This window comes from Gottfriedia acidiceleris, from assembly GCF_050457485.1.
GTDB classification, from domain to species: Bacteria; Bacillota; Bacilli; order Bacillales; family Bacillaceae_G; genus Gottfriedia; species Gottfriedia acidiceleris_D.
In genome coordinates this window covers 1-23,695 of the sequence record NZ_JBCMJM010000013.1, presented here as the reverse complement: position 1 = coordinate 23,695, position 23,695 = coordinate 1, and the positions used below count along the sequence as shown (strand labels likewise).

Here is a 23,695-nt window from a genome sequence, read left to right as displayed (position 1 = left end):
CTATTAAGATGTATTTTTTTAAAACACTAACTCATACTGAAAAAACTCGCATCAAATGCGAGTATGTTTTTCAGTATGAATTATTAAGTTAATTAAAACAATCCTTTTGGACGGCCTAGTTCATCTACGTCCATATTTAATGCAGCTGGTTTTTTCGGTAAACCTGGCATTGTCATTACGTTCCCTGTTAGTGCAACAATAAAACCTGCACCAATTGATGCTTTAAGTTCTCTTATTTCTACTTTAAAACCAGTAGGTCTTCCAACTAAACTTGGTTGGTCTGATAAAGAATATTGAGATTTTGCCATACAAATTGGTAAGTTGCCCCAACCATTCTCATTAAATTCCAAAATTTGTTTTTTTGCTTTAGGAGAAATATTCACTCCGTCTGCACCATAAACTTCTTTTGCAATTTTTTCTATTTTATTTTCAATTGAATCAGATAATTCATATAAATAATTAAATGTTTCTTTAGGATTTTTTAACATACTAACAATAGATTCAGCTAGCTCTACGCCACCTTTACCACCATGTTCCCAAACTTCTGTTAAGACGATCTTAATGCCGTTATCTTGTCCCCATTGTTTTAATACACTTATTTCTTCTTCTGAGTCAGAAATAAATTTATTAATTGCTACAACAACAGGTACATTGAATTTGCTAACTGTTTCCACATGCTTTTCAAGATTTTGAATTCCATCTTTTACTGCTAAAGCGTTTTCATTAGTCAATTCATTTTTATTTACTCCACCATGCATTTTTAATGCTCTAATTGTTGCAACTATTACGACTGCATCAGGTGTAACACCTAAAGCTCTAGTTTTGATATTTAAGAATTTTTCTGCTCCTAAATCTGCACCAAAACCAGCTTCCGTTACAACATATTCCCCTAATTTCATAGCCATTTTAGTTGCAATAACACTGTTACAACCATGAGCAATATTAGCAAATGGGCCACCATGAATAATTGCTGGAGTGTGTTCAATCGTTTGAACAAGATTTGGTTTAATTGCATCTTTTAGTAATAATGCTAGTGCACCTTCTACTTTTAAATCTCCAACAGTTACTGGAGTTTTATGTATAGTATAGGCAACAACAATTCGTTTAAGTCTTTCTTTCAAGTCTTGAATTGATGTCGCTAAACAAAGAACCGCCATGATTTCAGAAGCAACCGTTATATCAAACCCATCTTCTCTTGGAACCCCGCCAGATGGACCACCCATACCTACAACGACATTTCTTAAAGCACGATCATTTAAATCGACTACTCTCTTCCAAGAAATTCTACGTACATCAATTTCAAGTTCATTGCCTTGATGGATATGATTGTCAATAAATGCTGCTAATGCATTATTCGTCGTAGTAATGGCATGAATATCACCGTTAAAATGTAAATTAATATCATCCATCGGTAAAACTTGAGAATAGCCTCCTCCAGTTGCACCGCCTTTTACTCCCATCGTTGGCCCTAAAGAAGGTTCACGCAATGCTACGATTGCATTTTTGCCAATTTTGTGGAAAGCTTGTGCAAGTCCAACAGTGACCGTTGATTTACCTTCACCAGCAGGCGTTGGATTTATTGAAGTAACTAAGATTAATTTACCATCTTCATTTTCTTTTAATCGGTCTAAAATTGATAATGACAATTTAGCTTTATAATGCCCATAGTTTTCAACTTCTTCATCAAAAAGATTTAAATTATCTGCAATTTCATTTATTTTTTTCATTTCTGATTCAAAAGCAATTTCTAAATCTGACTTAATTTGACTCATTCAATCATCTCCAATTGCACTTCATTATAATCAAAATTATAGCACAATTTTACAAATAATTCATTTTTAAAAATTCGAAATTTTTTAATCATATCATTCAAAATTACTAATACTTTCTACTTATCAATGGAATTCAAAGTTACATACTAAAGATAAGGCATTAAAAGAAAGGAGTGTAATTATATGTATCGTCATAAAAAACATAAAGAACACAAACGTAATCACAATTTACCAAAGGATCAAAATGAAGAATATAGTGCAGAGTTTTATCCCACAAGGAATGTGTTTTATTCGGAAACAACTTCAGATAAATCTCATACCTCTGGAATTGTAATTGGATACGTAGCTCTATTTTTTTCACTATTTTCGTTATTTTTAATGCCTGTTTTATTTGGAATCGTTGGAATTGCACTTGGAATATACTCTGTAACTAAAGGTCATTCCACTTTAGGATATACAGCAATTGGATTTGGATTATTTTCGGTAATTGTAACTATTTTCTATAATTTATTAATTGTCCTAAGTGCAATTCTTTAAGGATAGATTGAAAAAGCAAAAAAAGACCTTTAAGGTCCTTTCAGAATAGATAATTTTTGTACTTCATCTACGCACTGAAAGAACCTTAAAGGTCCATTTAAATTCCCTGCAACATTCACTTACTTTTTCAATATAAGTTAACATCACAAATCGAATGACAATTAATATTTTTAAACTTGAACTACAGACCATTCATCATCTTTCTTTGAATAAGTTAAATTTGCAAAATGATTTGTAAGATCTCGATACTCTTCGACATTTTCTAAAATTTCATCTACTCCAGAATAAAAATCAACTCTGAAAATAGGGATTTCGATTACTTTTCTATTTTCAACTCTTTCACTTAGATCAATTATTAATCCATCTTCCATTAAAGGGTATAATGTCAACATTAATTTAATATTGATTGGATTAATTTGTTTTGAACGATTAAATATATTTAAACTTCTTCTCTGAAGTTGTGTAATTTTATATGAAATGACATTACAAAGCATAAAAATAAAGTCGTTAGTTCTTTTATAATAAACCTTTTGATACATTCCATCACTTATGTTCATGTATGCAAAAGAATTGTTTAATCTTGGTATAAAAGGTTTTTGTAATGGTTCTTTTTTGTGAGCAAGATACAGTAATTCTGCAATTTCTTTAGGCTCTAGCTCATCTAAATCTGCTAATTCTTCAAAATCGATCCAACAGAGGTCATCATGTTCACTATGTTCTAAAATAAATTGATTAATATATTCTCTTTCAACATAATAAAAAGAGGAATTTAAATTAAATTCGGACCATTGAATATCGTGTTTTAGCAAAAGAATGTTTTGAAGAGGAAAAGGAAGTCCTTGAACAAACTCTTTATAATTTATGCCTGATGTGATAAAGCAATGATTATGGTTATCACCATAAATATAGATAATATCCTTTATTGAATCAATTCCCGCCAACGATATTGCCACCTTTAATTTTTTTCTTTATCATATCATACTTTATACTAAATTTATCATCAAAAATGATAAATTTAATTCTTTTTACCTAATATTATTTTACATTTTTTACCAAAATATCACACTCTACCTCAAATCAATCTTATACAGGTGGCCTACATAAAGATGTAGTTTTTGTTTGAATTGGTTCTTTCGTAACAGAGCGAATACTCCATTCTCCGTCATCATTTGAAAAATTAAATTTAACAAGAGTGTAAGGTGGTTGTTGATCTTGTTTATATGCAATTAATTGAATTGTTGCTCCGAATACGTATGTACCATTATATTTCTTTTTTATATTTGTTAATGTCGCACAATTATATTGTTCTCCTGGACCGAACATTTTATATAAACGGTTATTTATACTAGGAAAAAGAATTGATAATACTGCATCTTCTAATACTTCATTTTGTACCGCAAATGCATTTGCCGGTTTTGATGTCCCAATTAAGCACATTAATAGTACGATAATAAATCCTCTTTTCATTTCTAACCCTCCATCTTAAGGCTTTAACAAATTACTTAGTATCTATTCTTTACAATTTACTGATGGTTATGAAAGAGAGTTTAAATGAATCCAGGAATAGGAATTTTAAAGAATAATGAAAAAAGAAGACCATGAAAAGTTTTTCTTTTCGTGGTCTTCTTTTTTCTTTTAACTACTATTGATGATCCCAATAGTATTTACTCAAGATATCTGAGAGCAAGTCAATTGTTCTATAAAGTTCAGGTAATGTATTATCGACTCCACCTACTTCTATTAATATTGAGTGCGGTGATAAATCTTGGTTATATACGCCATTTCCTTGTTTATAGTTTTTACTAAATATTCCTCTTGTTAAACCTTTGTTAAATTTCATAATTTCACTATTTAAATCTTTAGCTAACGCTAAGTTTTTTCTATAATTTTTGTTTTCTACTCCAACAATAAAGTATAGCTTTGCGTATTTTTGCCCATTAATTTCAGTAGTTGTCACATTTTTTCTTTGATCATCACGGTGTATATCAATAAGATAATTTAAATCTTGATCTTGAGAAAGCGCATCTTGTACAACCAATCTAGACATTTTATATGAACTTCCCCAATTCCAATTTCTTTTCGTTAATTCAGCTCCAATATTTGTTTTATCGTCAATCGCACCGATTCCATTTGCTTCTAAATTCTTTTTCAATCGTTCACCTAATAAGCTAACATTTACTTTTGGAGAAGAAGCTTGATTTGGCGACTTTGCACCTGGGATTAAAGGTAAAAATGATTCCCAGCTATGTGTGTGGTAAATAAAAAAGACATCTTTTCCATTTGTAGTTTTTGATGGTGGACTTGTTGGATTTTTAATTGGTTCATTCACTGGATCTTTAACAGTTGGATTTTGGTTAATTTCGTCAAGTGTTAAGCTTGATTCTATTGGAAGATTTGTAAAATCAATTCCTTCTCCAGCAACTAGGATATTATTTTCAAATTTTGTCATACTAGATATTTCATGTACTAATAAACTTTTCGGATCGTACAGTCTAATATTTGTAATAAATGAAAAAAGTATATTACCGATAGGTTGTCCATTTTTAGTAGAATCGTCACCTACCTTAAAATGACCATTTTCATATTCAAACGCTTTAATAAATCCTTCATAACTCATTTTTTCAAACCATTGATGCACATAATATGATTTAGTATTTTTCATTGATGTCACAAATAAACTTGCTAACAAAAATAATAAGACAATGCCTACAAAGACACTTGCCGTTACACGTTTAAAATTAATAGATTTTATATATATTGATTGTCTCATTAAATCACCTCTAATAAAACGTATGTACAAGCCCTATAAAATAGAAGGGAAAAATTATTAAATCATGTTAATTAATCTAGATCACTTTTTCCAATGGATAAAATTGTTGATTTCCATCTAGTTTGCTCTCGATTAAAGAAGGATTAAGGAAAACTGGATTTTAGAGAATTATATTAGACTTTATTTAAAAATAAAAAAAGAGATGTCTAGATAGACACCTCCTAAAAAAAAGTTCGTATATTGTAAAGATCAAGTTGATTTCTAAATCTTAAATTCTATTGCAACGGCCGAAGATTGTTAACGGATTCGCAACGCAACCAGTTCTTGCAGCTTCTACTTGTTGTTGACAGAATGAGCTTGTAGCAGGTGATACCATACTATTGTTATTTGATCTTCTTTTGTTTCTTCCACATCCACAACCTCTGTTACGGCTAGTATTTGTGTTTTCAACCATTTCTTCCATTTTTGGCATTTCTTCCATTTCTGGCATTTCATTCATTTCTGCCATTTCCATCCCACGATCATCTTTATCGCAATCACGACATGGTTTACGAACTTCAACGAACTCTCTCATATCTCTTGCAGGAGATACTTCTTCTCTTTCTTCTCTTCTACGATTGCAACCACAAAATCCCCACATTTAAGAACACCTCTATAATTATTTATTGTACATTTATAACATACGTAGAAATTTAGATATTGAATGTGTACATGTCTAGATATGAACAAGTTTTTTATTTTATTTTTCTATTTTTAATTTCATTCCGGTAAATGAAATTTTAAAAGCAGTCTTTTTTATCAGAATTTGTTAGTTGTTTATCCTGAAAGTAAAAAAAAATGAGCCAATTAGGCTCATTTTACTTGTTACGATAAACATATTCATCTTTTGGTGGTTGAATTTCCTTAATATTAGTGACGTCTAAATAAGGAATGTTTACTTTAAATGGTTGATAGTACATTTGTTGTATATTACCAGTAGCTTCAATCCATTGATCATTTTTAAACGTTTGCCCATCAGGCAAGTCAATTAGCACTCCATATACACCGGAATCTGCAACACAGTGAATAATTCCAAATCTAAATAAGAAAACTTGATTCTTTTTTAGTCCTTTTTCATGATAAATAAAGCCTTTATAAGTTAATTGCTTTCCTAAATATTTTCCAGGCTCATCATATAAAACTTCCATTCCTTTAAGAAAGTCATAATCATTTAGGACAATGCTTTTCTTATTTATATATTCTTTTGATTCTTGTTTAATTAATTTTTGATATCCTTCTTGCCCATAATAAATACTTAAATCAGGCTTTAAATACTGCCTTTGCATAAAAGGATCATTATTACCCGGTTCTGAAACAGGGAAATGAAACCCTTTTGCTTGTACAATCGTAGAGTCCAAAGTTGCAACGGGCAAAAATATACCTGTAAACAATGGAAAGATGAAAACTAAGCCATTTAAAAACTTTTTAAACCCTTTTGCTTCTTTATGAATATGTCCATGTACACAAGTATGATCACAATTATGATCATGATGGTGGCCATGGTCGTGGTCATGCTCGTGTCTATGCTCTTCGTCTTCATCATGACTAGTTCTTAAAGTATGAATTACTTGAATTAAAGTTAGAAATGCAAATAATATCCCAGCTGTCAGAGATAAATAAGAGTATTTCATATTAATATATTTTGAGATCGTACCTTTAATATGCAATTGCATTAAAAAGAAGGTAAATCCTAATAGTACATATGCTCTTGCCATATTGATTCTCCCTTAAATGAATAATGTTGTGAAAAACGTTAATACAATAACTAATCCAATAATAATGAATACATATCGACTTTTGAAATGTTGGAATAACATTAATGTATTTTTTATATCAATCATTGGACCAATAACCATAAACGCAACGATTGAGTTTAAAGAAAACGTACTTTGAAATGAAGATGCTACAAATGCATCAGCCTCAGAACAAAGTGATAAAATAAAAGCTAATGCCATCATCACTAGAATACTAGCAACTTGTCCATTACCTATATGCATTAATGTTGAAGTTGGAATAAATGTTTGTACGAATGCTGCAATAAATGCACCTAAAATTAAAAACTTACCCATAGAGAAAAATTCTTCTATAGCATGTACACAAACACTCCATAATTTTTTCCTAGCAGGAATTGAATGATCAACTGGAATTGTAACTAGATCGTGTTTTAATGGATTCTCGATTTTTAAATATGATAATACAATACCTATTATATAAGCAATGATCATAGCAGCTCCAGCACGATAAATAACCATTTCAATATTATTACCAAATGCAATAAATGTTGCAAACAGTACAATTGGGTTAATAATTGGCCCTGTTAACATAAACGCCACCGCTACATAGTGAGGCACACCTTTTTTTATCAGCCTACTTACAATTGGTACAATTCCGCACTCACAACCTGGGAAAATAAATCCCAATAATATAGCTACTAATACTGCTAGATATCTATTTTTTGGTATTATCTTATATAACATTTCCTCAGTAATAAATATTTGAATGATCCCCGATATAAAAACACCAATTAAAATAAATGGCAGTGCTTCAACTACAATCGAAATAAAGATCGTATTCATTTGTAAAAACGAATGATAAAAATTCGTACTCATAATCTCTCTCCCATGTACTTTTAAAAATGAAAACTCACAAAACCTCCGAATAACCGGCGGCTTTGTGAGTTAAAAGTACCTTTTTTTCCAAAATATTAATGCAATTGTTGTTGATAATATTGCAGATATACCTATTACGATTGGAAACGCATGTGGAATATTTGCTAATGGGATATGATCAACGTTCATCCCATAAAAACTTGAAACCATTGTTGGAATTGATAAAATAATTGTAATAGAAGTTAAAAATTTCATTACAATATTTAAATTATTTGAGATAACCGAAGCAAATGTATTCATCATTCCACTTAAGATATTACTGTATACTTCTGCCATCTCTATTGCCTGTTTATTTTCAATAATAACATCTTCTAATAAATCTTCATCATCTTCATACATTTTTAAAATATTCCCTTTAAGGATTTTTTGCATGACGATTTTATTCGATTTTAATGAAGTCGTAAAATAAACAAGACTTTTTTCAAGGTTCAGCATTGTAAATAACTCTTGGTTTCTCGTAGATTGATGTAATTCGGCTTCAATTTCATTTGTTTTGCGATTAATTTGTTTAAGATAACGTAAATAATATGATGATGTCGTATGCAATAGTTGAAGTGCAAATCTAGTCTTTTTAAACGTAAAGAAGCCTTTTACTTTTTGGTAAATAAATCGTTCAAAGATTGGATTTTCACTTAAACAGATTGTGACAAAAGTGCTGGATGAAATAATCATCCCGATTGGTATTGTATCAAAAATTGTGTGCCCATTATCATCATGAGCTACAATTGGAATATCAACAATAATTAGAGTGTGTTCCCCTTCAACCTCTATCCTTGAACGTTCTTCATCATCAAGTGGGTCTTTAATAAAATCTAAATCTAAGTCTAATTTTTGAACTAGATATTGAATTTCTTGTTCTGTTGGATTGATCGCATTGATCCAACAACCTTTCTCAATAACATCGACTTGATTTAGTTTCCCTTGTGCATCTGAAAGATAAAAATTTAGCATCTTAATTCACCTCTAATTCTAAAACAAAAACTACACAATAATAGCATACGAAACATTTATATATGTTTCAACCTTTATTAAAAAGAAAGTCCATTTTCTAATAATCAAACGCTTTTAAGCAGCTATTTTAGTGAGCATTTATACTATTCACAAATAAAGAAAAAGGCCACTTTTAGTGACCTATTTTTTAGTATCCGCTTTTATAAAAATAATGCATATCACTTAGTTCATCAATGTATTGATAAACTTCTAACTGACTTTGTAATTGCTCTTTTGTATGTAATGAATAATCTTCCGTATTCAATTGATTTTGAACATTTGAAAGAGTATTTGATAAATCAGATTTTAATGCATCATACGACATAGAATACATAAAATTCATCCTTCCAATTGAAATTTATCATATTATATGTAATATAATGTAAAACAAATCATATTTATTTTATTTTCTACCTTTTGCTACTAATTTTTTTATTAAAAAATATACAACAAATAAAGCGATCGCTATAATGATTAGCATTGGGGTATATGGAGCTAAAACAGTTTTAGCAGCTTCCCAGTTTTTACCTAATTTCTCACCTATTTTGATAAATAGTATAGACCAGGGAATGATTGCAAGAACTGTATAAAGTGTAAATTTGCTTATTGGCATCTTTGCTAGTCCCGCTGGAATCGAAATGGCATGTCTAACAACTGGAATAAAGCGCGCCGTAAACACTACTCCTACGCCATATTTTGAAAACCATTTTTCAGCTAAATCAAGATGATGCTTATTAATTAGAATATATTTACCATATTTTTCAATGATTGGTCGACCACCAAAATAACCTAACCAATATAAAAATAATTGTGCAATAGTTCCCCCGATCACACCTGCTATTAAAGCACCTACAAAATTTATATGCCCCCCGGCTACAAGATAACCAGCATATGCTAAAACAATCTCACTCGGAATAACCTCTATCATTAATCCTAATGCTACTCCTAAATATCCTAATGATGCAAAAAATTCTAATATCTGATGTATGATATTTGTCAATAGGATCCCCCTCTCAAAAACAACTTGTACTACAATGATAATACATAGCACGATAAAATATGTCAAAATAAAGAAATACTCATTTGAGCGTATTATTTCATATAAAAAAAGGCTGTCCAAGTCAGTGACCTGACATTAGAACAGCCTTTTATCATTTCTTAATTATTTAATTACAACGTTTTTGTAAGTGTAATCTGGTCCGAATGCATGCTCAATTAATCCAGTTACTTTTGGCTTCATAACGTATGCAATAGCACGTTGGTAAATTGGAAGAATTGCAGCATTGTCTTGTACTAAGATTTTCTCTGCTTGTAAGAATGCATCAGAACGCTTAGTTGGGTCTAATAAGAATTCAGAACCAGCTTGTGAGATTAACTTATCATAATCTTTGTTAGAGAATCCCATTTGGTTGAATGGGCTTTGACTAGTCCACATATCGAAGTATGTCATTGGGTCTTTGTAGTCTGGACCCCATCCGCCGAATGAGATGTCATAATCTTTCTTAGAGTTTAAGTCTAATTGTTGTGCAAATGGAACTGATTTAATGTTAATTTTTAAACCTGGTAAGTTTTTAGTGAATTCGCCTTGTAGGTACTCACTGATTTTTTTGTTAGTTTCAGTATCTGAACCTAATAATTCGATTGAAACATCTTTCTTACCGATTTCTTTTAATCCTTGTTCCCATAATGTTTTAGCATCAGCTGGATCGTATTTTACAAGTTGTCCAGAAGCATCACGGAAGTCTTTACCATTAGCATCTAAGAAGTTACTTGGAGCTAAACCGTATAAAGGTACTGAACCGTTATTTAAGATTACGCTAGTAATTGCTTCACGGTCAAACGATTCGTTTAAAGCTTTACGGATGTTAACGTTTTTAAGAGCTGGATTTTTCGATTCGTTTACACGTAAGAAGAATACAGTTGGCTCTTTAGTTGTTCCGTAGTCAGGGCTAGATTTGTATTTGTCAACAAACTCTGCAGTTAAACCAGCACGGTCAACATCACCAGACTCATATAAGTTAACTCCAGTTTGTGGGTCTTTTACGATTTTAAAGTTGATTTCTTTTAAGCTTACGTCTTTAGCATCATAGTAGTCAGGGTTTTTAACTAACTTGTAGCTTTCATCATGTTTCCACTCTGATAATTCAAATGGACCATTGAAAATTAAATTAGATGCTTCTAAACCGTAGTTTTTACCTTGAGATTCAACATATTTTTGATTTAATGGTAAGAATGTAGGGAAAGTTACTAAAGAATCAAAATATGGAATAGCTTTTGCTAATGTAACTTCTAAAGTTTTATCATCAACAGCTTTAACTCCTAATTGATCAACTGGTTTTTTACCAGTAGTAACATCTTCACCGTTTTGTAATACATTCAACATGAATGCATACTCAGATGCATTTTTAGGATCTGCAGCACGTTTCCAACCGTAAACGAAGTCACCTGCAGTTACAGGGTCACCATTAGACCATTTAGCATCACGTAAGTGGAATGTATAAGTTAAACCATCAGCTGATTTATCAAAAGATTCTGCAATACCAGGTTGTACAACATCATCTTTACCTAACGTGTTTAGACCTTCCATAATGTTACCTAAAACGTTGAAAGACTCAGCATCAGTACTAGTACTTGAATCTAAGCTTGGTAGTTCAGCTCCGCCTAGTAAGTTCAATACTTGTGGTTTTGCTTTTGCTGTTTCTTTTTTACCTTCATTTGACTTGTCTGAGTTACATGCAGTTAAAAGCATGCTCACAGCAACAGATAAAGATAGAAAATACGATACCTTCTTTTTCATTAGATTGCCTCCCCAAAATTAAACAATTAGACTTAAAAACTATTAAAATATTCAAACAATTTATATTGTCCGAATAGTTAATAACCTTTAACTTAATTCTTATTTTACATACTTTTTAGAAAATATCAACAAAAAATCGACATTTTTTTCAAAAAAATTAATAAATTTAAATAAATCTTTACTTTTTTGTAATTTAAAACTACATTTTGAAGTCTTTTTTTGCATATTAAATCAAAACTATTAATAATTGCCCCAATTTCAATAAATGATTAAAGTTGGACAAATATGTATACTTTTTTTAGTTAAATCATATTTTTCGATTTATAAATTTTTTTCAAGTCCAAAATAAAACTGTATACAGCTAAAAAAGTGATCCGCCTGGACACCTTTTAACATTCACTTTTAATTTCTGACTTATTCACTTAATAAAGAAAATATAATTTTCAGTTTAAAATTAAATTTCTAAAAAAAGAGAAGGGTTGTCCCTTCTCTTTAAAGTGTAAATTATTATTTTTCGTTAGATGCCCATTTGTAAGAGTAATCTCCGCCAAATTTGTGCGCAATAATACCTTTAACAGAATCTTTTTGTAAATATGCACGACCGCGTTGGTAAATAGGAGAAATACCAGCTTCATCCATAATTACTTTTTCAGCTTCAATCATATCATCCCAACGTTTTTGTGGGTCTGCTTCTTTCTTAGCAGCATTTACAAGCTGATCATATTGTGGATTGTTGTATGCCATTTCATTGAATGGACTGTTAGATAAGAACATATCAATAAATGTCATTGGATCTGGATAGTCTGGACCCCAACCTGAGAATGAGAAGTCATAATCTAATTTTTTCTCGTTATCAAGTTTAATTTCAAACGGTTGTGGAGCTACCGTAATTTTTAAACCAGGTAAATTCTTCTCAAGCTCCCCAGCTACATACTCAGCAGCTTTTTTACGAGTTGTATCATCATAAGAAAGCATTTTTAGCTCAAATGTATCTTTACCAAGTTCTTTTTTAGCTTCTGCCCATAATTTTTTAGCTTCTTCCACATTATATTTATTGAAATCACCGTTATGGTCACGGAAGTCTTTTGAATCTGGGCCTTTTACCCACTCAGAAGGAACTAACCAGTATGCTGGTTTAGAACCATCATTTAAAATTGAAGATGTAATAGCTGATTTATCATAAGCTAAATCAAATGCTTTACGAGCTTTAGCATTTTTAAAGATTGGTAGTTTTTCATTGAAACGGAAGAATACTAAACGAGCATCTAATTGAGTTTTGTATTCAGGGTCACTTTTATATTTATCAACATACTCAGAATCAAGCATTACTTTATCAATATCGCCGTTTTCATATAAGTTAACTGCAGCAGAAGTATCTTTAACTACATTGTATTTAATTTCATCTAACTTAACTGAATCCTTGTCCCAATATTTTGGATTCTTCTTTAATGTAAAGCTTTGCTCATGCTTCCACTCACTTAAAGTAAATGGACCATTGTATAATTGAGTATTTGCTTCTAAACCATATTGATTCCCTTTAGACTCAACCCACTTTTGATTTTCAGGTAAGTATGTTCCAAAAGTAGTTAATTGTAAGAAATAAGGAGTTGGTTGTTCTAGCGTTACTTGTAATGTTTTATCATCTAGTGCTTTCACACCTAATTGGTCTTTTGGCATTTTACCATTGAAAATTGCTTCAGCATTTTTCACATAGTATAAAATGAATGAATATTCAGATGCAGTTTTTGGATCTACAGCACGTTGCCAACCATAAACGAAATCATTAGCAGTTACTGGCTCACCATTTGACCATTGTGTATCACGTAAATGGAATGTATATGTTAGACCATCTTTACTAACTTCAACCGAATCTTTCTTAGCAACTCCGTCTACTACTTCGTCACCCTCTCCTAAACGAAGTAAACCTTCATTTACATTGTCTAAAACTTCAAATGACATTGAATCAGTAGTTTTTGCTGAATCCATTGAAGGAATCTCAGTAGTTGTAGTTAACCTTAACGTTTGCTTCTTATCCTTCTGTGAGTTAGTTGCTGTTTTTTCTGTGTCTTTGCCACAAGCTGCTAGTACCGTACTTAGTACCAATAAACTTGAAACAGTTGTTGCTAATCTACGCTTCATTAGTGCACCTCCAAATATTAGTGATTATTCATTTTATAATTTACTTATTTTTCTGAAAAATCACTTTTTACTTTTTCAATATACTACATATTTTTCAGAAAAAAAAGTATTTTTTTAATATTTAATTTATTTTTTATTAAATTCCCCCAAATTCCTAGTTCAATTATCATATTTTTTATTAATTTTAGTGTAGTGCAAAATGATTGTAATACTATTCACATATTTTTTCGGTATGAAATACGACAATTTTTATAAGACTTTATGTCGATTCTAGAAACATTTTATGAACTTAATTATTAGATTCCATTATTACTAAATTTTGGGTTATAATATATCTTATTGAATTTGAACATATCTATTTTTTATATCAAGTTTAGGAAGTGAATGTATGATAAGAAAAAGTATTCCAAACCTATTTACTCTAGGGAATTTATATTGTGGGTTTCTATCGATCGGCTTTGCAGCTAAAGGAGAATTTAGAAATGCCGCAATTCTTATTTTAATAGGAATGATGCTCGATAGTATGGACGGTCGAGTTGCTAGAGTTTTAGGAGTTCAATCACAATTAGGAAAAGAACTAGACTCTTTAGCTGATATAGTTACTTTTGGAGTTGCACCTTCCTATTTGGTATATTGTACACAATTTTCAACTGAAGGTATCTTTGGTCTAGGAATTGCTGGTTTATTCCCACTGTTTGGGGCATATAGATTAGCAAGATTCAATGTTACACCGATTTCAACATCACTAAAATATTTTACTGGAGTACCAATTACAGCTGCTGGTGGTTTTGTTGCCTTTTTAACATTATTTGGAAGTCGAATACCGCAAATAGTCATCATAACAGTTTTTGTTGCATTAGCATTCTTAATGGTTAGTAGAATAAAAATTCCAAGCTTTAAAGATATTCCGATTCCTAAATATGCTACAATTATTACGATTTTTTTAGGATACGCATTATATCTAGTATGGCATGCTAAAAAAGAACAGTGGCCATTCTTTATTTATATAGCAATTCCGCTTTACATCTTCTTTATTTTCTTTCAATTTTTCAAAAGTAAAAAGAAACAATCAAGTAATGAAAATAAGAAACCACGTAAATTCCGTTTAAAAAGAAAGTCTTAATACAAAGTATGTTTTGATGCATTGTTTTTCATCAAAGCATACTTTTTTTTATTTTAATCCTTTTAAATCGCATTTTTCTTGCACATTAATAATTACTGTTCTATAATGACAAAGGATTAAATCGTATTTATTACGATTTTGAATATATGATTAATTTTATGTACTGATTAGATTGATAAGAATGATCTTATATTTTTTTTAAAACATAAAAAGGAATGATTACGAATTAATTAAAATATTTTAACTTTATTCGTTTATTAACTACCTCATTATAAAATACTAAAATGATTAATTTTTTTAGGGAGAGAAAAAAATGAAATTTAAAAAATTAGCAATAACGACTTTGCTATTATCAAGTGTAGTTCTGTCAGCTTGCAATAAAGACACACATCAGCAAAGTACTAAAAATAAAAATAAACTAACGATTTATACAACCATCTATCCTTTACAAGATTTTGCTGAAAAAATTGGTGGTAAATACGTTGATGTACATTCCATATACCCTACTGGTGTTGATACTCATGATTTTGAACCAACTTCTAAACAAATAGTAAAAATCGCAAACTCCGATTTATTTGTTTACAATGGTGCGGGTATGGAACCTTTTGCAGATAAAATCAAAGATACACTTAAAAATAATCATGTTGCAATCTTAGAGGCAACTAAAAATATCGAATTAATAAAGTCAAACGAAGAAGAAATTCAGGAAGATGAAGATCATCATGACGTTGATCCACATGTTTGGTTAGATCCATCTCGTGCAAAAATTGAAGCACAAAATATTAGAGATGAATTAGTTAAATTAATGCCGAAAAACAAACAATACTTTGATGCAAATTATGATAAAATTGAAAATCAATTTGATGAGCTTGATAGTGAATTAAGAAATTTAGTTTTACATTCTGCACGTAAAGATATTGTCGTTTCACATGCAGCTTATGGATATTTGGAACAACATTATGGAATTGAACAAATCCCAATCACAGGACTTTCCCCTTCTCAAGAGCCATCACAGAAGGATTTAAAGAAAGTTGTTGATTTTGTAAAAGAACATAATGTCAAATATATATTGTTTGAAACATTTGCTACCCCAAAAGTAGCAACAGTTGTAAAAAATGAAACCCATGCTGAAATCTTAAGACTTAATCACCTAGCAACTATTTCAGAGGATGATTTAAAGAAACATAAAGATTATTTCGACTTAATGCAAGAAAATATCGACACATTAGATAAGACTTTAAATAACCGTTAAAAAGAGGACCCACTCAGTTGGGTCCTCTTTTCCTACTACTTATCCTACCTTCATATGATCAGAAAACGGTTCAGGTTTTTTCTTGATTTCTTTAAACATCAATTCAAATAAATATGCTCCAATCAAGGCTAGGATCGAAATTATGCTAAATGTCCATTTATATCCAATTAGCCCAGCTAGTGGAATCGTCAATGGTGCTATAGTTCTTCCGAGTGACCATCTTAATCCTGCTGCTGCAAAATACTGTCCACGTTGATTTTCAGGAGCAATTTTTGCAATAAATGAGTTCTGATTTCCTACAACTAATATCTCACCTAAAGTGAAGAGTGCCATTGCAATAAAAATAACATAGGCTGATAACGTGAATCCAAACAATAACATAGATAAAGCATAACAAACAGATGATGCAAAAAATAAAAATCTTTCATTAAACTTATTCGCAAATTTCGTTACTAAAACTGTAAATAATGCTACGATTAAACCGTTTTCGGCTATGACCCAGCTAAATAATGTTTCACTATTTGTCTTTAAAGTAAAATCGCTAAAACTAAATAATGTTTGAACAGGAATACTTTCTTTTATATAAACCGCTAATAATAAATCTAATTGAGTAAAAGTTTGAGAGATTAATATACCAGCTGCAACAAATAAGAAAAAAACCTTATCAGTAAAAATCACACGATAATTCTTTACTTGTTTCATTAAAACTTTTGAAATAGAAGCTTCTTTTTCTTGTCTTACAGAGTCTGGTAATGACTCCTTTATTAATAGTAGAATCATAAAAGCGACAATTAAAAAGATCAATGAAGATGTAGCAAATAATAAAAATCTTGCTTTGAAAAATAAAATCCCTCCGATAATTGGTCCGATTACTACATTAATATTTATCATCGTATAAAAAACAGCAAAGACTAAGTTTCTTTCATCTTTATCTTCAACTGTATCTGCTACCATAGCCGAACTTGCTGGATTATAGAGCATCCCTGTGACACTAATTATTGCAAATCCTAAAAAAGTTAGCCATGGAGAATTTAAAATTGGTGAATTTGCAATTGTTAGCAAAATCATTCCTCCAGCTTGAATGAAAGCTGAAATTACCATCATTCGTTTTCGGCCATACGTATCAGCCAAATATCCACCGATTAAATTTGCAAATACTCCAACAGCTTGAGAGCACATAAGTAAGATCCCTGCTGTCACTTTACCTAATTCTTCAGCAAAATAAATTGCTAAAAATGGTAAATACATCCAAAAGAATAATCCAAAGAAAAACTCAGCAACTAGCCTGATTTTCATATTAAAATTCCATTTAAGTATATTCATGATGTCCGTCCCCCCAACCTTCTCACTTTAACATAATTAAAAAAATGCGTAAATTGAATTTTAATTGGTACTTCCTTCTTCATATGAAATCTATAACAATCAATGCATTTAATTAATTTGTTTATAAACTTTTACTAAGGGAGCATGTCTATTTTCCTAAAATGTATCATACAATTTAGTACTACATTTAGGAGGACTTCCTATGAAATTCAACTTTAGTAAAGAAGCTCGAAATATAGCCTTTACGTATGTCGGAACAGTGATCGGAGCAGGTTTTGCCACGGGTAAAGAGATAGTAGAGTTCTTTTCAATAAACGGGGTATATGGTGCAATGGGGATCCTTTTTGCTACTATATTATTTTGTTGGTTTGGAACTAAAATTATGACAATTGCTCATACATATAAATTAAATTCTGCTCAGCAATTTAATGTACTATTGTTTGGAGAACTCGGAGGAAATATTATTAATGGGCTGTTATTCTTTGTTTTAATTGGTGTTACAAGTGTCATGTTGTCTGGTGCTGGAGCTGTATTTAAAAATTACTTACATTTTGATTCATTTATAGGATCATTATTTTTTATCATTTTGACTTTTATGGTTTTAAGAAAAGGGACAAGTGGTTTATTCAGTCTAAATAATACGGTAGTCCCAATTATGTGTGCTTTTATCTTGGCAGTTTTCATCAACTCACATTTACCATTTACGATGCATGAAATAACACTAGACCATATTTTACCTTCTATTAATACGATTAACTATACAGTGTTTACAAAACCAATAACCTATGTTTGTTTAAATATGGCATTAGCCCAGGCAGTTTTAGTACCGATTGGTTGTGAATGTAAAGAAAAATCATCTATTGTTCAAGGCGGTGTATTAGGCGGCCTAATATTAGGCACTATTTTATTACTAATACACCTGAACGTATCAGGTGTAACCAATTTTCAACAATATGATATTCCAATGGTAGAGGTCATCAAAAAAATCCATCCAATTTTCTATTACTTTTTCCTATTGGTTATTCTAGCTGAAATTTTCACCACATTAGTTGGAAACATATATGGGATGTCTAGACAAATTAATTCTTATATCCGATTAAATACAAATTTAGTCGTCATCTTATTATTAATTTGCTGCTTGTTTATTAGCATTATTGGCTATGGACCATTATTAACATTCCTATATCCACTTATCGGTTGGATTAGTTTTCTTGTAATCCTAACCTTACTAAAACCTAAAAAATCATCTTAATCGCAATCATCACAAACTTCATAATATAAACCAAATTCAATGTGTAACTTTGGCTTCCATTGAATCTTAAACATCCTACTTTGCCAACGTTCTAATACAAATTGAATTGAATTTTCATCATGATCGTTTATTAATATCATTTGATGAACTTGTAGGCTTTTTACTGAGAAGCGATTTTCATTTTTTATATACCAATCAATCGTTAACTCATCGTATTCATTTATAATAAACTTAACATATGTGCTAGGTTTATCTTTCAGACTCATCTCGCTATATATTCCTTCGTCAGTCACAATAATCGGATAATCACCTTTATCATTTTTTTCTAATTTTATTTGAAAGGTATTTTCTAAAAAACAAATCATTTTGTCACCTTCTAATTTATGATATGTTGATAGTTTAACAAATAAAGACAGGAAAAGACAGGAATATGCCGGTTCAAAAGATCTTGTTAAATTGGAGATGCTGAAATTTTGTTCTCAAATTGAAAAAGGATTACTCTTAAATCAAGAGTAATCCTTTTTATTTATTTTCGATCGTATAAAGCTTTATATTTAGACCATGTATTTCTTCTTTCTTTCATTAGACTAATGAATTCCGGTTTACATTCATCTAAATTAGTTAACGCTACTAGTTCGTTATTTTTCCATTTTGTCACAATACCTTCTGTAGTATAAATTAAGTATTGATATTCTAAGTAACTTCCTAACGTTGATAAGCTTATTTGTTCAAAAATATTTTCTGCAAAACTGTTAGAAAATGATACATATACAGGCCTAGTACCCACTCGATCCAAGTCAAGGACATGTACAATTTTCCGATTACAGTCTATACATAATGAATAGACGGAAGGAACAATTCCACCAGTTAGAAAAACTTGTTCATTGCTATAGAATTCCTTCACTCTAATCCTCCTATTATCATTGTATATAAGTATATGCAATAAAAAATAGAATTGACTAGTTAAATTACATTATGCCTCACTTTATTTAACGGAATTTTGGATAAACATAATCTTTCCTGATTCATTAAACTTTAAAGAAGCCTCAAATTCTTTGCCATCCTTTGAAAATCCTTTAATAACTTCTGTAGTCTCACCGTTTAACAACTGCTTTATTAACGCCTTTGTAATTGTTTTTCCTAATATTTTTTTTGAAATTGTAACTTCACATTTTGTTTTTTGGAATTGATCACAACCATAAAATGATCCTTTATCGATCATTTTACCGCCGCATTTAATACATTTTCCTACACTAGTTGACTTTTTCTTCGGACCAAACTTCGAATTTTGCATCTCTTCAATTTTAAATTCTGAAAAATTCCATATCTTTTCGTTTTCATATGCATCAAGAATTATTTTTTCAGTTAATTTTTTTGTTTGGTCCATAAACTCTAGACTACTTGCTTTTCCATCACCAATTTCACTTAATCTCTGTTCCCATTTTGCCGTCATTTCAGGTGAAGTTAAAATATTTTCCCCTAGAGCATAAATTATAAGCTTCCCCTTATCTGTAGCGAAAACTTGATTTTTCTTAACGTCAATATATTTTCTGTTTTTTAAAGTACCAATAATACCAGCCCTAGTTGCCTCAGTACCTAATCCTTCAGTTTTATTTAGTATTTTTGTTAATTCCGGATTATCAATATGTTTTCCGGCAGACTTCATTAATGTTATTAATTGTCCCTCTGTATATCGTTTAGGTGCTTGAGTTTTCTTTTCTTTTACCTCTACCTTTTTAACAATTCCTTCTTGCCCAGTTTCAACAACGGGCAAATTTTGTTCCTCTGTATTTTTTTCTTTTGATTTTTCGAATATGACTTTACGCCAACCTTCTTGAACCATTATTTTCCCTTTTGAAATAAAAGTCGCTCGACCGTCTACTAACGTATGAATTGTTGTATAATCAAAAATTGAATTAGGATAATGTGCACTAATTAAACGATTTACAATTAATTCATATATTTTCAATTCCTCATCATTCATTTTATGGATATTTGGTACTTGCTCAGTAGGAATAATTGCATAGTGATCAGTTACCTTTTTCTCATTAACGAAACGACTATTATTTAATATTGATTGATTTGGCAGAGGAAAGAATTTTGAAAATTGCTCAATATTTTCAAGTTTTTTCAATATATCTGGGAGCATCATTGCTTCTTCTTTCGTAATAAAACTTGAGTCAGAACGTGGGTATGAAATATTCCCTTTGACATAAAGTTTTTGTGCAATCTCGAGTGTTTTTTGTGGTGAAAATTTATATTTACTGTTTGCATCAGCTTGGAGTGCCGATAAATTATAAAGAAAAGGTGGTTGAAACTCTTTTCTTTCTTGCTCAATATCAGTAATTTTTACGTTTTTATTTTCACAAAAGCCAGCAATTTTTTCAGCTAACTCCTTTGACATAATTTTAGATTCTAATTCGTTATGCCATTTTCCAAAAAACTTTTGCTTATCAAATTGAAATGTAGCAAAAACCTCCCAATAAGGCTCGGAATTAAACCTTTCAATCTCAAGCTCTCTTTTGACAATAAGAGCTAATGTAGGTGTTTGAACTCTTCCTAACGAAAATACATCCTGAATTCCTTTTTTTTGTAAATGTAATGAATATACTCTTGATGCATTCATCCCAACTAACCAATCAGCACATGCGCGGCTATATGCCTCAAAGAATAAGCTTTTTGTTTCACTTTCATCCAATAGTTGACTAAATCCTTTTTTAACAGCATTTTCTGTTAATGACGAAATCCAAAGTCTTCTCATTGGTTTTTTATTTCCAGCTAAATTTAAAATAAGGCGAACGATATGTTCTCCTTCCCGTTCACAGTCACCTGCAAGAATTATTTCAGTAACCTCATCTAAATGGACTAAATTCTTAATGATTGAAAATTGATCCCATTTTCCTTTTGATACTTTATGCCCGAAGCGATTAGGTATAATTGGCAAAGTATTTAATGACCACTTTTTCCATTTTTCATCATATTCTTCAGGTGATAATAACTCACATAAATGCCCAATAGCCCAAGTTAAATAAGCACCTTTTGGAAAAAACTCGTTGGGTTGAATGACTAAGAACCCTTTTTTCTTTTGAAATTTAAAAGGGGCTGCAAGCTTTAAACCTTGATCAGGCTTTTCGGCAATAATTAATTTCATTTTCTTCCTCACAATTTAAACTAATTTTTGTATCACTTTATTTGTTAGATATAGTTATTATATAACTTATGTAATTGTAGGGAAAGCAGGAAGAAAAAGGCAGTGCCAAGAGAATTCAGACTGCCTTTACTTTTCTTAATAATTAGACGCTTTTAACTACACGCTGGATTACGTGGTATTTGTATAAATTCTACTTCTTCTAATATTTTAATACGTTTTGTTACTATGACAACATAGTTAGCTGTCCATATATATTGTGGAAAGTTATTTTCGTCAACCATCATTGCTTGAAATGTATCATTCATCATTTCTTCAAATTTTTCCTCTGTCATTAAATCATTTTCAATATTAAATTCAATCCATTCACAATGAATCATTTTCATCTCTCCGTCTCTTTATAAAGTGAAATCAAGATCGATTCTTAATAGTAATATTAATTACTTACTATGGTTGTAGTATATCATGTACTTTTCTATTTGTGAATAATTTCACAAAATCACATTAACTTTTTATTTTATTTATGAAATTTTTAAGTCAATTGAATGTATATTTTGATATTAAGCGCTTACTTGACTTATATTCTTAATAGTTGTATATTAATTTCAACATTTATTATTAAAATTATTAATAAATGGAAATTCTTTCGCGCTTCATGTGCAATGTTTTAGGAGGAAAAGAAAAATGCAAGGAAAAGTAAAATGGTTCAACAATGAAAAAGGTTTCGGATTCATCGAAGTTGAAGGTGGAGACGATGTATTCGTACATTTCTCAGCAATCCAAACTGAAGGATTCAAATCTTTAGAAGAAGGTGCTGAAGTTTCTTTTGACATTGTTGAAGGTAACCGTGGACCTCAAGCTGCTAACGTAGTAAAGATATAATATAAACTTGACTACATAAAGGACTGATCTATCAGTCCTTTTTTATTTTTCCTAAAAGATCATAATAAGAATTATTCAGTATACTTAAACAAAAAAATCCTCTCGCTTTTCATGATTCCTGTTTTATTTGGGAATACTACGAAGTGAAATAAGGAGGGTGTTTATGTCAAACTTTAATAATTTTGAGGATGTTGAAATGAAAGTTAAAGCTGCTCAAAAGCTTGTGGGCTATGCAACAATGAGCATGGATGAGCAACAATTAACAGATGCAACAACTGCAGTTAATCAAGCAAGAGAACAGCTTGAAAAAATGAAGGGCCTTGCTACTGATTTAGATGATGAGTTTTTAAAGAAACAAGAAGAAGACTTAATGCAAGTTGAGCAACAAATAAGAGAGGCTCAGATTTAACGAAAAAGAAGGTACTTTTATTAGTACCTTCTTTCTGACTGTTGACAAACGCTCGCTTTCTTCGTTGCTTCGCCTGTCTGCGGTGCTCATTACCGTCTAAGGTAACTCCGCTCCTCACCAGACTTCGCGCCTCGAAAGACAAGCGCTTGCAATCAGTCTGAAAATCAAGCTTTTAGTATTTTGTCTACAAACTGAAAGAAGGTACTTTTATTAGTACCTTCTTTCAGTTTGTTGAAATATAAAATGGTCAATAGGGAAAACGGACATTAAATGAAAATTTATTTAATGATGAATTTATTATTTTTCGGATTCTTTAATAATGAAATGTGTTAATATGTTTTATCATTTTCATGATTCCAATAACACTAGTAATGATTATTTCAGAAGTTAAATTATAAGCTAATTTTTAGAAAAACAATTTAAATTGATCAGTTCAATTAATGTTCGGCATTAATTGAACTACAGGCAGATTAATATACAACAGTAAGGTTACTCTAAGTAAAGGCTATTTGATTAGGATTTATTGCAGACTTTTTTGATTGAATAAGTTGATTGGAACGAAAGGGGTTCTTGACTCCTATGGGATAAGCGGG

At 30.6% G+C, this 23,695-nt stretch carries 23 protein-coding genes; 6 read left to right on the top strand and 17 right to left on the bottom strand.

The features are described from left to right. Nucleotides 1-92: 92 nt before the first annotated feature. Nucleotides 93-1,772, bottom strand: a complete 1,680-nt coding sequence (locus tag ABEY15_RS14190) for a formate--tetrahydrofolate ligase (protein ID WP_429890792.1) — start codon at nt 1,770-1,772, stop codon at nt 93-95. Between the two features lie 183 nt (nt 1,773-1,955). Here ABEY15_RS14190 and ABEY15_RS14185 point away from each other — a divergent pair, with 183 nt between their 5' ends. After that, complete coding sequence (locus tag ABEY15_RS14185; protein WP_429890791.1) at nt 1,956-2,309, top strand: permease; 354 nt, start codon at nt 1,956-1,958, stop codon at nt 2,307-2,309. Between the two features lie 170 nt (nt 2,310-2,479). On the opposite strand, the gene ABEY15_RS14180 is transcribed toward ABEY15_RS14185, so the two are convergent. The 11 genes from ABEY15_RS14180 to ABEY15_RS14130 form a co-directional block, all read right to left on the bottom strand. Further along, a complete protein-coding gene (locus ABEY15_RS14180; protein ID WP_429890790.1) occupies nt 2,480-3,250 on the bottom strand; it encodes an oxalate:formate antiporter in 771 nt (256 codons plus the stop codon). A 142-nt stretch (nt 3,251-3,392) separates the two neighbouring features. After that, complete coding sequence (locus ABEY15_RS14175; protein ID WP_429890788.1) at nt 3,393-3,776, bottom strand: DUF3888 domain-containing protein; 384 nt, start codon at nt 3,774-3,776, stop codon at nt 3,393-3,395. Nucleotides 3,777-3,951: 175 nt separating this feature from the next. Continuing rightward, entirely contained in the window at nt 3,952-5,079 is a 1,128-nt protein-coding gene (gene spoIIP, locus ABEY15_RS14170) for a stage II sporulation protein P (RefSeq protein ID WP_429890787.1), read from the bottom strand. A gap of 268 nt (nt 5,080-5,347) precedes the next feature. Beyond that, nucleotides 5,348-5,719: a hypothetical protein gene (locus ABEY15_RS14165; protein WP_429890785.1), complete on the bottom strand. Its 372-nt coding sequence runs from the start codon at nt 5,717-5,719 to the stop codon at nt 5,348-5,350. A 217-nt stretch (nt 5,720-5,936) separates the two neighbouring features. Beyond that, nucleotides 5,937-6,833, bottom strand: coding sequence for a TIGR03943 family putative permease subunit (locus ABEY15_RS14160; protein ID WP_429890783.1), 897 nt, complete (start codon nt 6,831-6,833; stop codon nt 5,937-5,939). Between the two features lie 12 nt (nt 6,834-6,845). Then, complete coding sequence (locus tag ABEY15_RS14155) at nt 6,846-7,727, bottom strand: permease (protein WP_387326749.1); 882 nt, start codon at nt 7,725-7,727, stop codon at nt 6,846-6,848. A gap of 69 nt (nt 7,728-7,796) precedes the next feature. Continuing rightward, a complete protein-coding gene (locus tag ABEY15_RS14150) occupies nt 7,797-8,738 on the bottom strand; it encodes a magnesium transporter CorA family protein (RefSeq protein ID WP_098428984.1) in 942 nt (313 codons plus the stop codon). A 187-nt stretch (nt 8,739-8,925) separates the two neighbouring features. Continuing rightward, entirely contained in the window at nt 8,926-9,111 is a 186-nt protein-coding gene (locus ABEY15_RS14145) for a hypothetical protein (RefSeq protein WP_056466479.1), read from the bottom strand. Nucleotides 9,112-9,180: 69 nt separating this feature from the next. Then, nucleotides 9,181-9,783 carry a DedA family protein gene (locus ABEY15_RS14140; protein ID WP_429890946.1) on the bottom strand — a complete coding sequence of 201 codons (603 nt, stop codon included), beginning with the start codon at nt 9,781-9,783 and terminating at the stop codon, nt 9,181-9,183. A gap of 156 nt (nt 9,784-9,939) precedes the next feature. After that, nucleotides 9,940-11,574 carry an ABC transporter substrate-binding protein gene (locus ABEY15_RS14135; protein ID WP_429890782.1) on the bottom strand — a complete coding sequence of 545 codons (1,635 nt, stop codon included), beginning with the start codon at nt 11,572-11,574 and terminating at the stop codon, nt 9,940-9,942. Nucleotides 11,575-12,081: 507 nt separating this feature from the next. Beyond that, nucleotides 12,082-13,713, bottom strand: a complete 1,632-nt coding sequence (locus ABEY15_RS14130) for an ABC transporter substrate-binding protein (protein ID WP_429890780.1) — start codon at nt 13,711-13,713, stop codon at nt 12,082-12,084. Nucleotides 13,714-14,101: 388 nt separating this feature from the next. Here ABEY15_RS14130 and pssA point away from each other — a divergent pair, with 388 nt between their 5' ends. Together pssA and ABEY15_RS14120 are read left to right on the top strand one after the other, a co-directional pair. After that, nucleotides 14,102-14,836 carry a CDP-diacylglycerol--serine O-phosphatidyltransferase gene (gene pssA / locus ABEY15_RS14125; RefSeq protein WP_429890779.1) on the top strand — a complete coding sequence of 245 codons (735 nt, stop codon included), beginning with the start codon at nt 14,102-14,104 and terminating at the stop codon, nt 14,834-14,836. 313 nt (nt 14,837-15,149) lie between these two features. Then, on the top strand, nt 15,150-16,088 hold the full coding sequence (locus ABEY15_RS14120) for a metal ABC transporter substrate-binding protein (RefSeq protein WP_429890777.1): 939 nt from the start codon (nt 15,150-15,152) through the stop codon (nt 16,086-16,088). A gap of 39 nt (nt 16,089-16,127) precedes the next feature. Here ABEY15_RS14120 and ABEY15_RS14115 read toward each other — a convergent pair whose 3' ends face one another. Further along, nucleotides 16,128-17,411 (bottom strand): MDR family MFS transporter, encoded by a 1,284-nt coding sequence (locus tag ABEY15_RS14115; RefSeq protein WP_429890776.1) that lies wholly within the window; start codon nt 17,409-17,411, stop codon nt 16,128-16,130. Nucleotides 17,412-17,613: 202 nt separating this feature from the next. On the opposite strand from ABEY15_RS14115, the gene ABEY15_RS14110 reads away from it, so the two are divergent. Further along, on the top strand, nt 17,614-18,663 hold the full coding sequence (locus tag ABEY15_RS14110) for a YkvI family membrane protein (RefSeq protein WP_429890775.1): 1,050 nt from the start codon (nt 17,614-17,616) through the stop codon (nt 18,661-18,663). On the opposite strand, the gene ABEY15_RS14105 is transcribed toward ABEY15_RS14110, so the two are convergent. The 4 genes from ABEY15_RS14105 to ABEY15_RS14090 form a co-directional block, all read right to left on the bottom strand. After that, the gene (locus ABEY15_RS14105; RefSeq protein WP_429890774.1) at nt 18,660-19,028 is read right to left on the bottom strand and encodes a DUF3979 family protein; all 369 of its coding nucleotides are present in this window, start codon (nt 19,026-19,028) and stop codon (nt 18,660-18,662) included. The genes ABEY15_RS14110 and ABEY15_RS14105 overlap by 4 nt on opposite strands. Nucleotides 19,029-19,189: 161 nt before the next feature. Beyond that, nucleotides 19,190-19,567: a hypothetical protein gene (locus tag ABEY15_RS14100; protein ID WP_429890773.1), complete on the bottom strand. Its 378-nt coding sequence runs from the start codon at nt 19,565-19,567 to the stop codon at nt 19,190-19,192. 81 nt (nt 19,568-19,648) lie between these two features. Then, nucleotides 19,649-21,814 (bottom strand): DNA topoisomerase III, encoded by a 2,166-nt coding sequence (locus ABEY15_RS14095; RefSeq protein WP_429890772.1) that lies wholly within the window; start codon nt 21,812-21,814, stop codon nt 19,649-19,651. Nucleotides 21,815-21,966: 152 nt separating this feature from the next. Beyond that, nucleotides 21,967-22,197 carry a hypothetical protein gene (locus tag ABEY15_RS14090; RefSeq protein WP_429890770.1) on the bottom strand — a complete coding sequence of 77 codons (231 nt, stop codon included), beginning with the start codon at nt 22,195-22,197 and terminating at the stop codon, nt 21,967-21,969. A gap of 298 nt (nt 22,198-22,495) precedes the next feature. Here ABEY15_RS14090 and cspD point away from each other — a divergent pair, with 298 nt between their 5' ends. After that, the gene (gene cspD, locus ABEY15_RS14085; RefSeq protein WP_088072155.1) at nt 22,496-22,693 is read left to right on the top strand and encodes a cold-shock protein CspD; all 198 of its coding nucleotides are present in this window, start codon (nt 22,496-22,498) and stop codon (nt 22,691-22,693) included. 163 nt (nt 22,694-22,856) lie between these two features. Continuing rightward, nucleotides 22,857-23,102, top strand: coding sequence for a DUF2564 family protein (locus ABEY15_RS14080; protein ID WP_098429803.1), 246 nt, complete (start codon nt 22,857-22,859; stop codon nt 23,100-23,102). Nucleotides 23,103-23,695 lie beyond the last annotated feature (593 nt).

Coding starts and splice junctions, on each gene's coding strand:
- ABEY15_RS14190 (WP_429890792.1), bottom strand. CDS start 1,772: ATGAGTCAAATTAAGTCAGATTTAGAAATTGCTTTTGAATCAGAAATG.
- ABEY15_RS14185 (WP_429890791.1), top strand. CDS start 1,956: ATGTATCGTCATAAAAAACATAAAGAACACAAACGTAATCACAATTTA.
- ABEY15_RS14175 (WP_429890788.1), bottom strand. CDS start 3,776: ATGAAAAGAGGATTTATTATCGTACTATTAATGTGCTTAATTGGGACA.
- spoIIP (WP_429890787.1), bottom strand. CDS start 5,079: ATGAGACAATCAATATATATAAAATCTATTAATTTTAAACGTGTAACG.
- ABEY15_RS14165 (WP_429890785.1), bottom strand. CDS start 5,719: ATGTGGGGATTTTGTGGTTGCAATCGTAGAAGAGAAGAAAGAGAAGAA.
- ABEY15_RS14160 (WP_429890783.1), bottom strand. CDS start 6,833: ATGGCAAGAGCATATGTACTATTAGGATTTACCTTCTTTTTAATGCAA.
- ABEY15_RS14155 (WP_387326749.1), bottom strand. CDS start 7,727: ATGAGTACGAATTTTTATCATTCGTTTTTACAAATGAATACGATCTTT.
- ABEY15_RS14150 (WP_098428984.1), bottom strand. CDS start 8,738: ATGCTAAATTTTTATCTTTCAGATGCACAAGGGAAACTAAATCAAGTC.
- ABEY15_RS14145 (WP_056466479.1), bottom strand. CDS start 9,111: ATGTATTCTATGTCGTATGATGCATTAAAATCTGATTTATCAAATACT.
- ABEY15_RS14135 (WP_429890782.1), bottom strand. CDS start 11,574: ATGAAAAAGAAGGTATCGTATTTTCTATCTTTATCTGTTGCTGTGAGC.
- ABEY15_RS14130 (WP_429890780.1), bottom strand. CDS start 13,713: ATGAAGCGTAGATTAGCAACAACTGTTTCAAGTTTATTGGTACTAAGT.
- pssA (WP_429890779.1), top strand. CDS start 14,102: ATGATAAGAAAAAGTATTCCAAACCTATTTACTCTAGGGAATTTATAT.
- ABEY15_RS14120 (WP_429890777.1), top strand. CDS start 15,150: ATGAAATTTAAAAAATTAGCAATAACGACTTTGCTATTATCAAGTGTA.
- ABEY15_RS14115 (WP_429890776.1), bottom strand. CDS start 17,411: ATGAATATACTTAAATGGAATTTTAATATGAAAATCAGGCTAGTTGCT.
- ABEY15_RS14110 (WP_429890775.1), top strand. CDS start 17,614: ATGAAATTCAACTTTAGTAAAGAAGCTCGAAATATAGCCTTTACGTAT.
- ABEY15_RS14105 (WP_429890774.1), bottom strand. CDS start 19,028: ATGATTTGTTTTTTAGAAAATACCTTTCAAATAAAATTAGAAAAAAAT.
- ABEY15_RS14095 (WP_429890772.1), bottom strand. CDS start 21,814: ATGAAATTAATTATTGCCGAAAAGCCTGATCAAGGTTTAAAGCTTGCA.
- ABEY15_RS14090 (WP_429890770.1), bottom strand. CDS start 22,197: ATGAAAATGATTCATTGTGAATGGATTGAATTTAATATTGAAAATGAT.
- cspD (WP_088072155.1), top strand. CDS start 22,496: ATGCAAGGAAAAGTAAAATGGTTCAACAATGAAAAAGGTTTCGGATTC.
- ABEY15_RS14080 (WP_098429803.1), top strand. CDS start 22,857: ATGTCAAACTTTAATAATTTTGAGGATGTTGAAATGAAAGTTAAAGCT.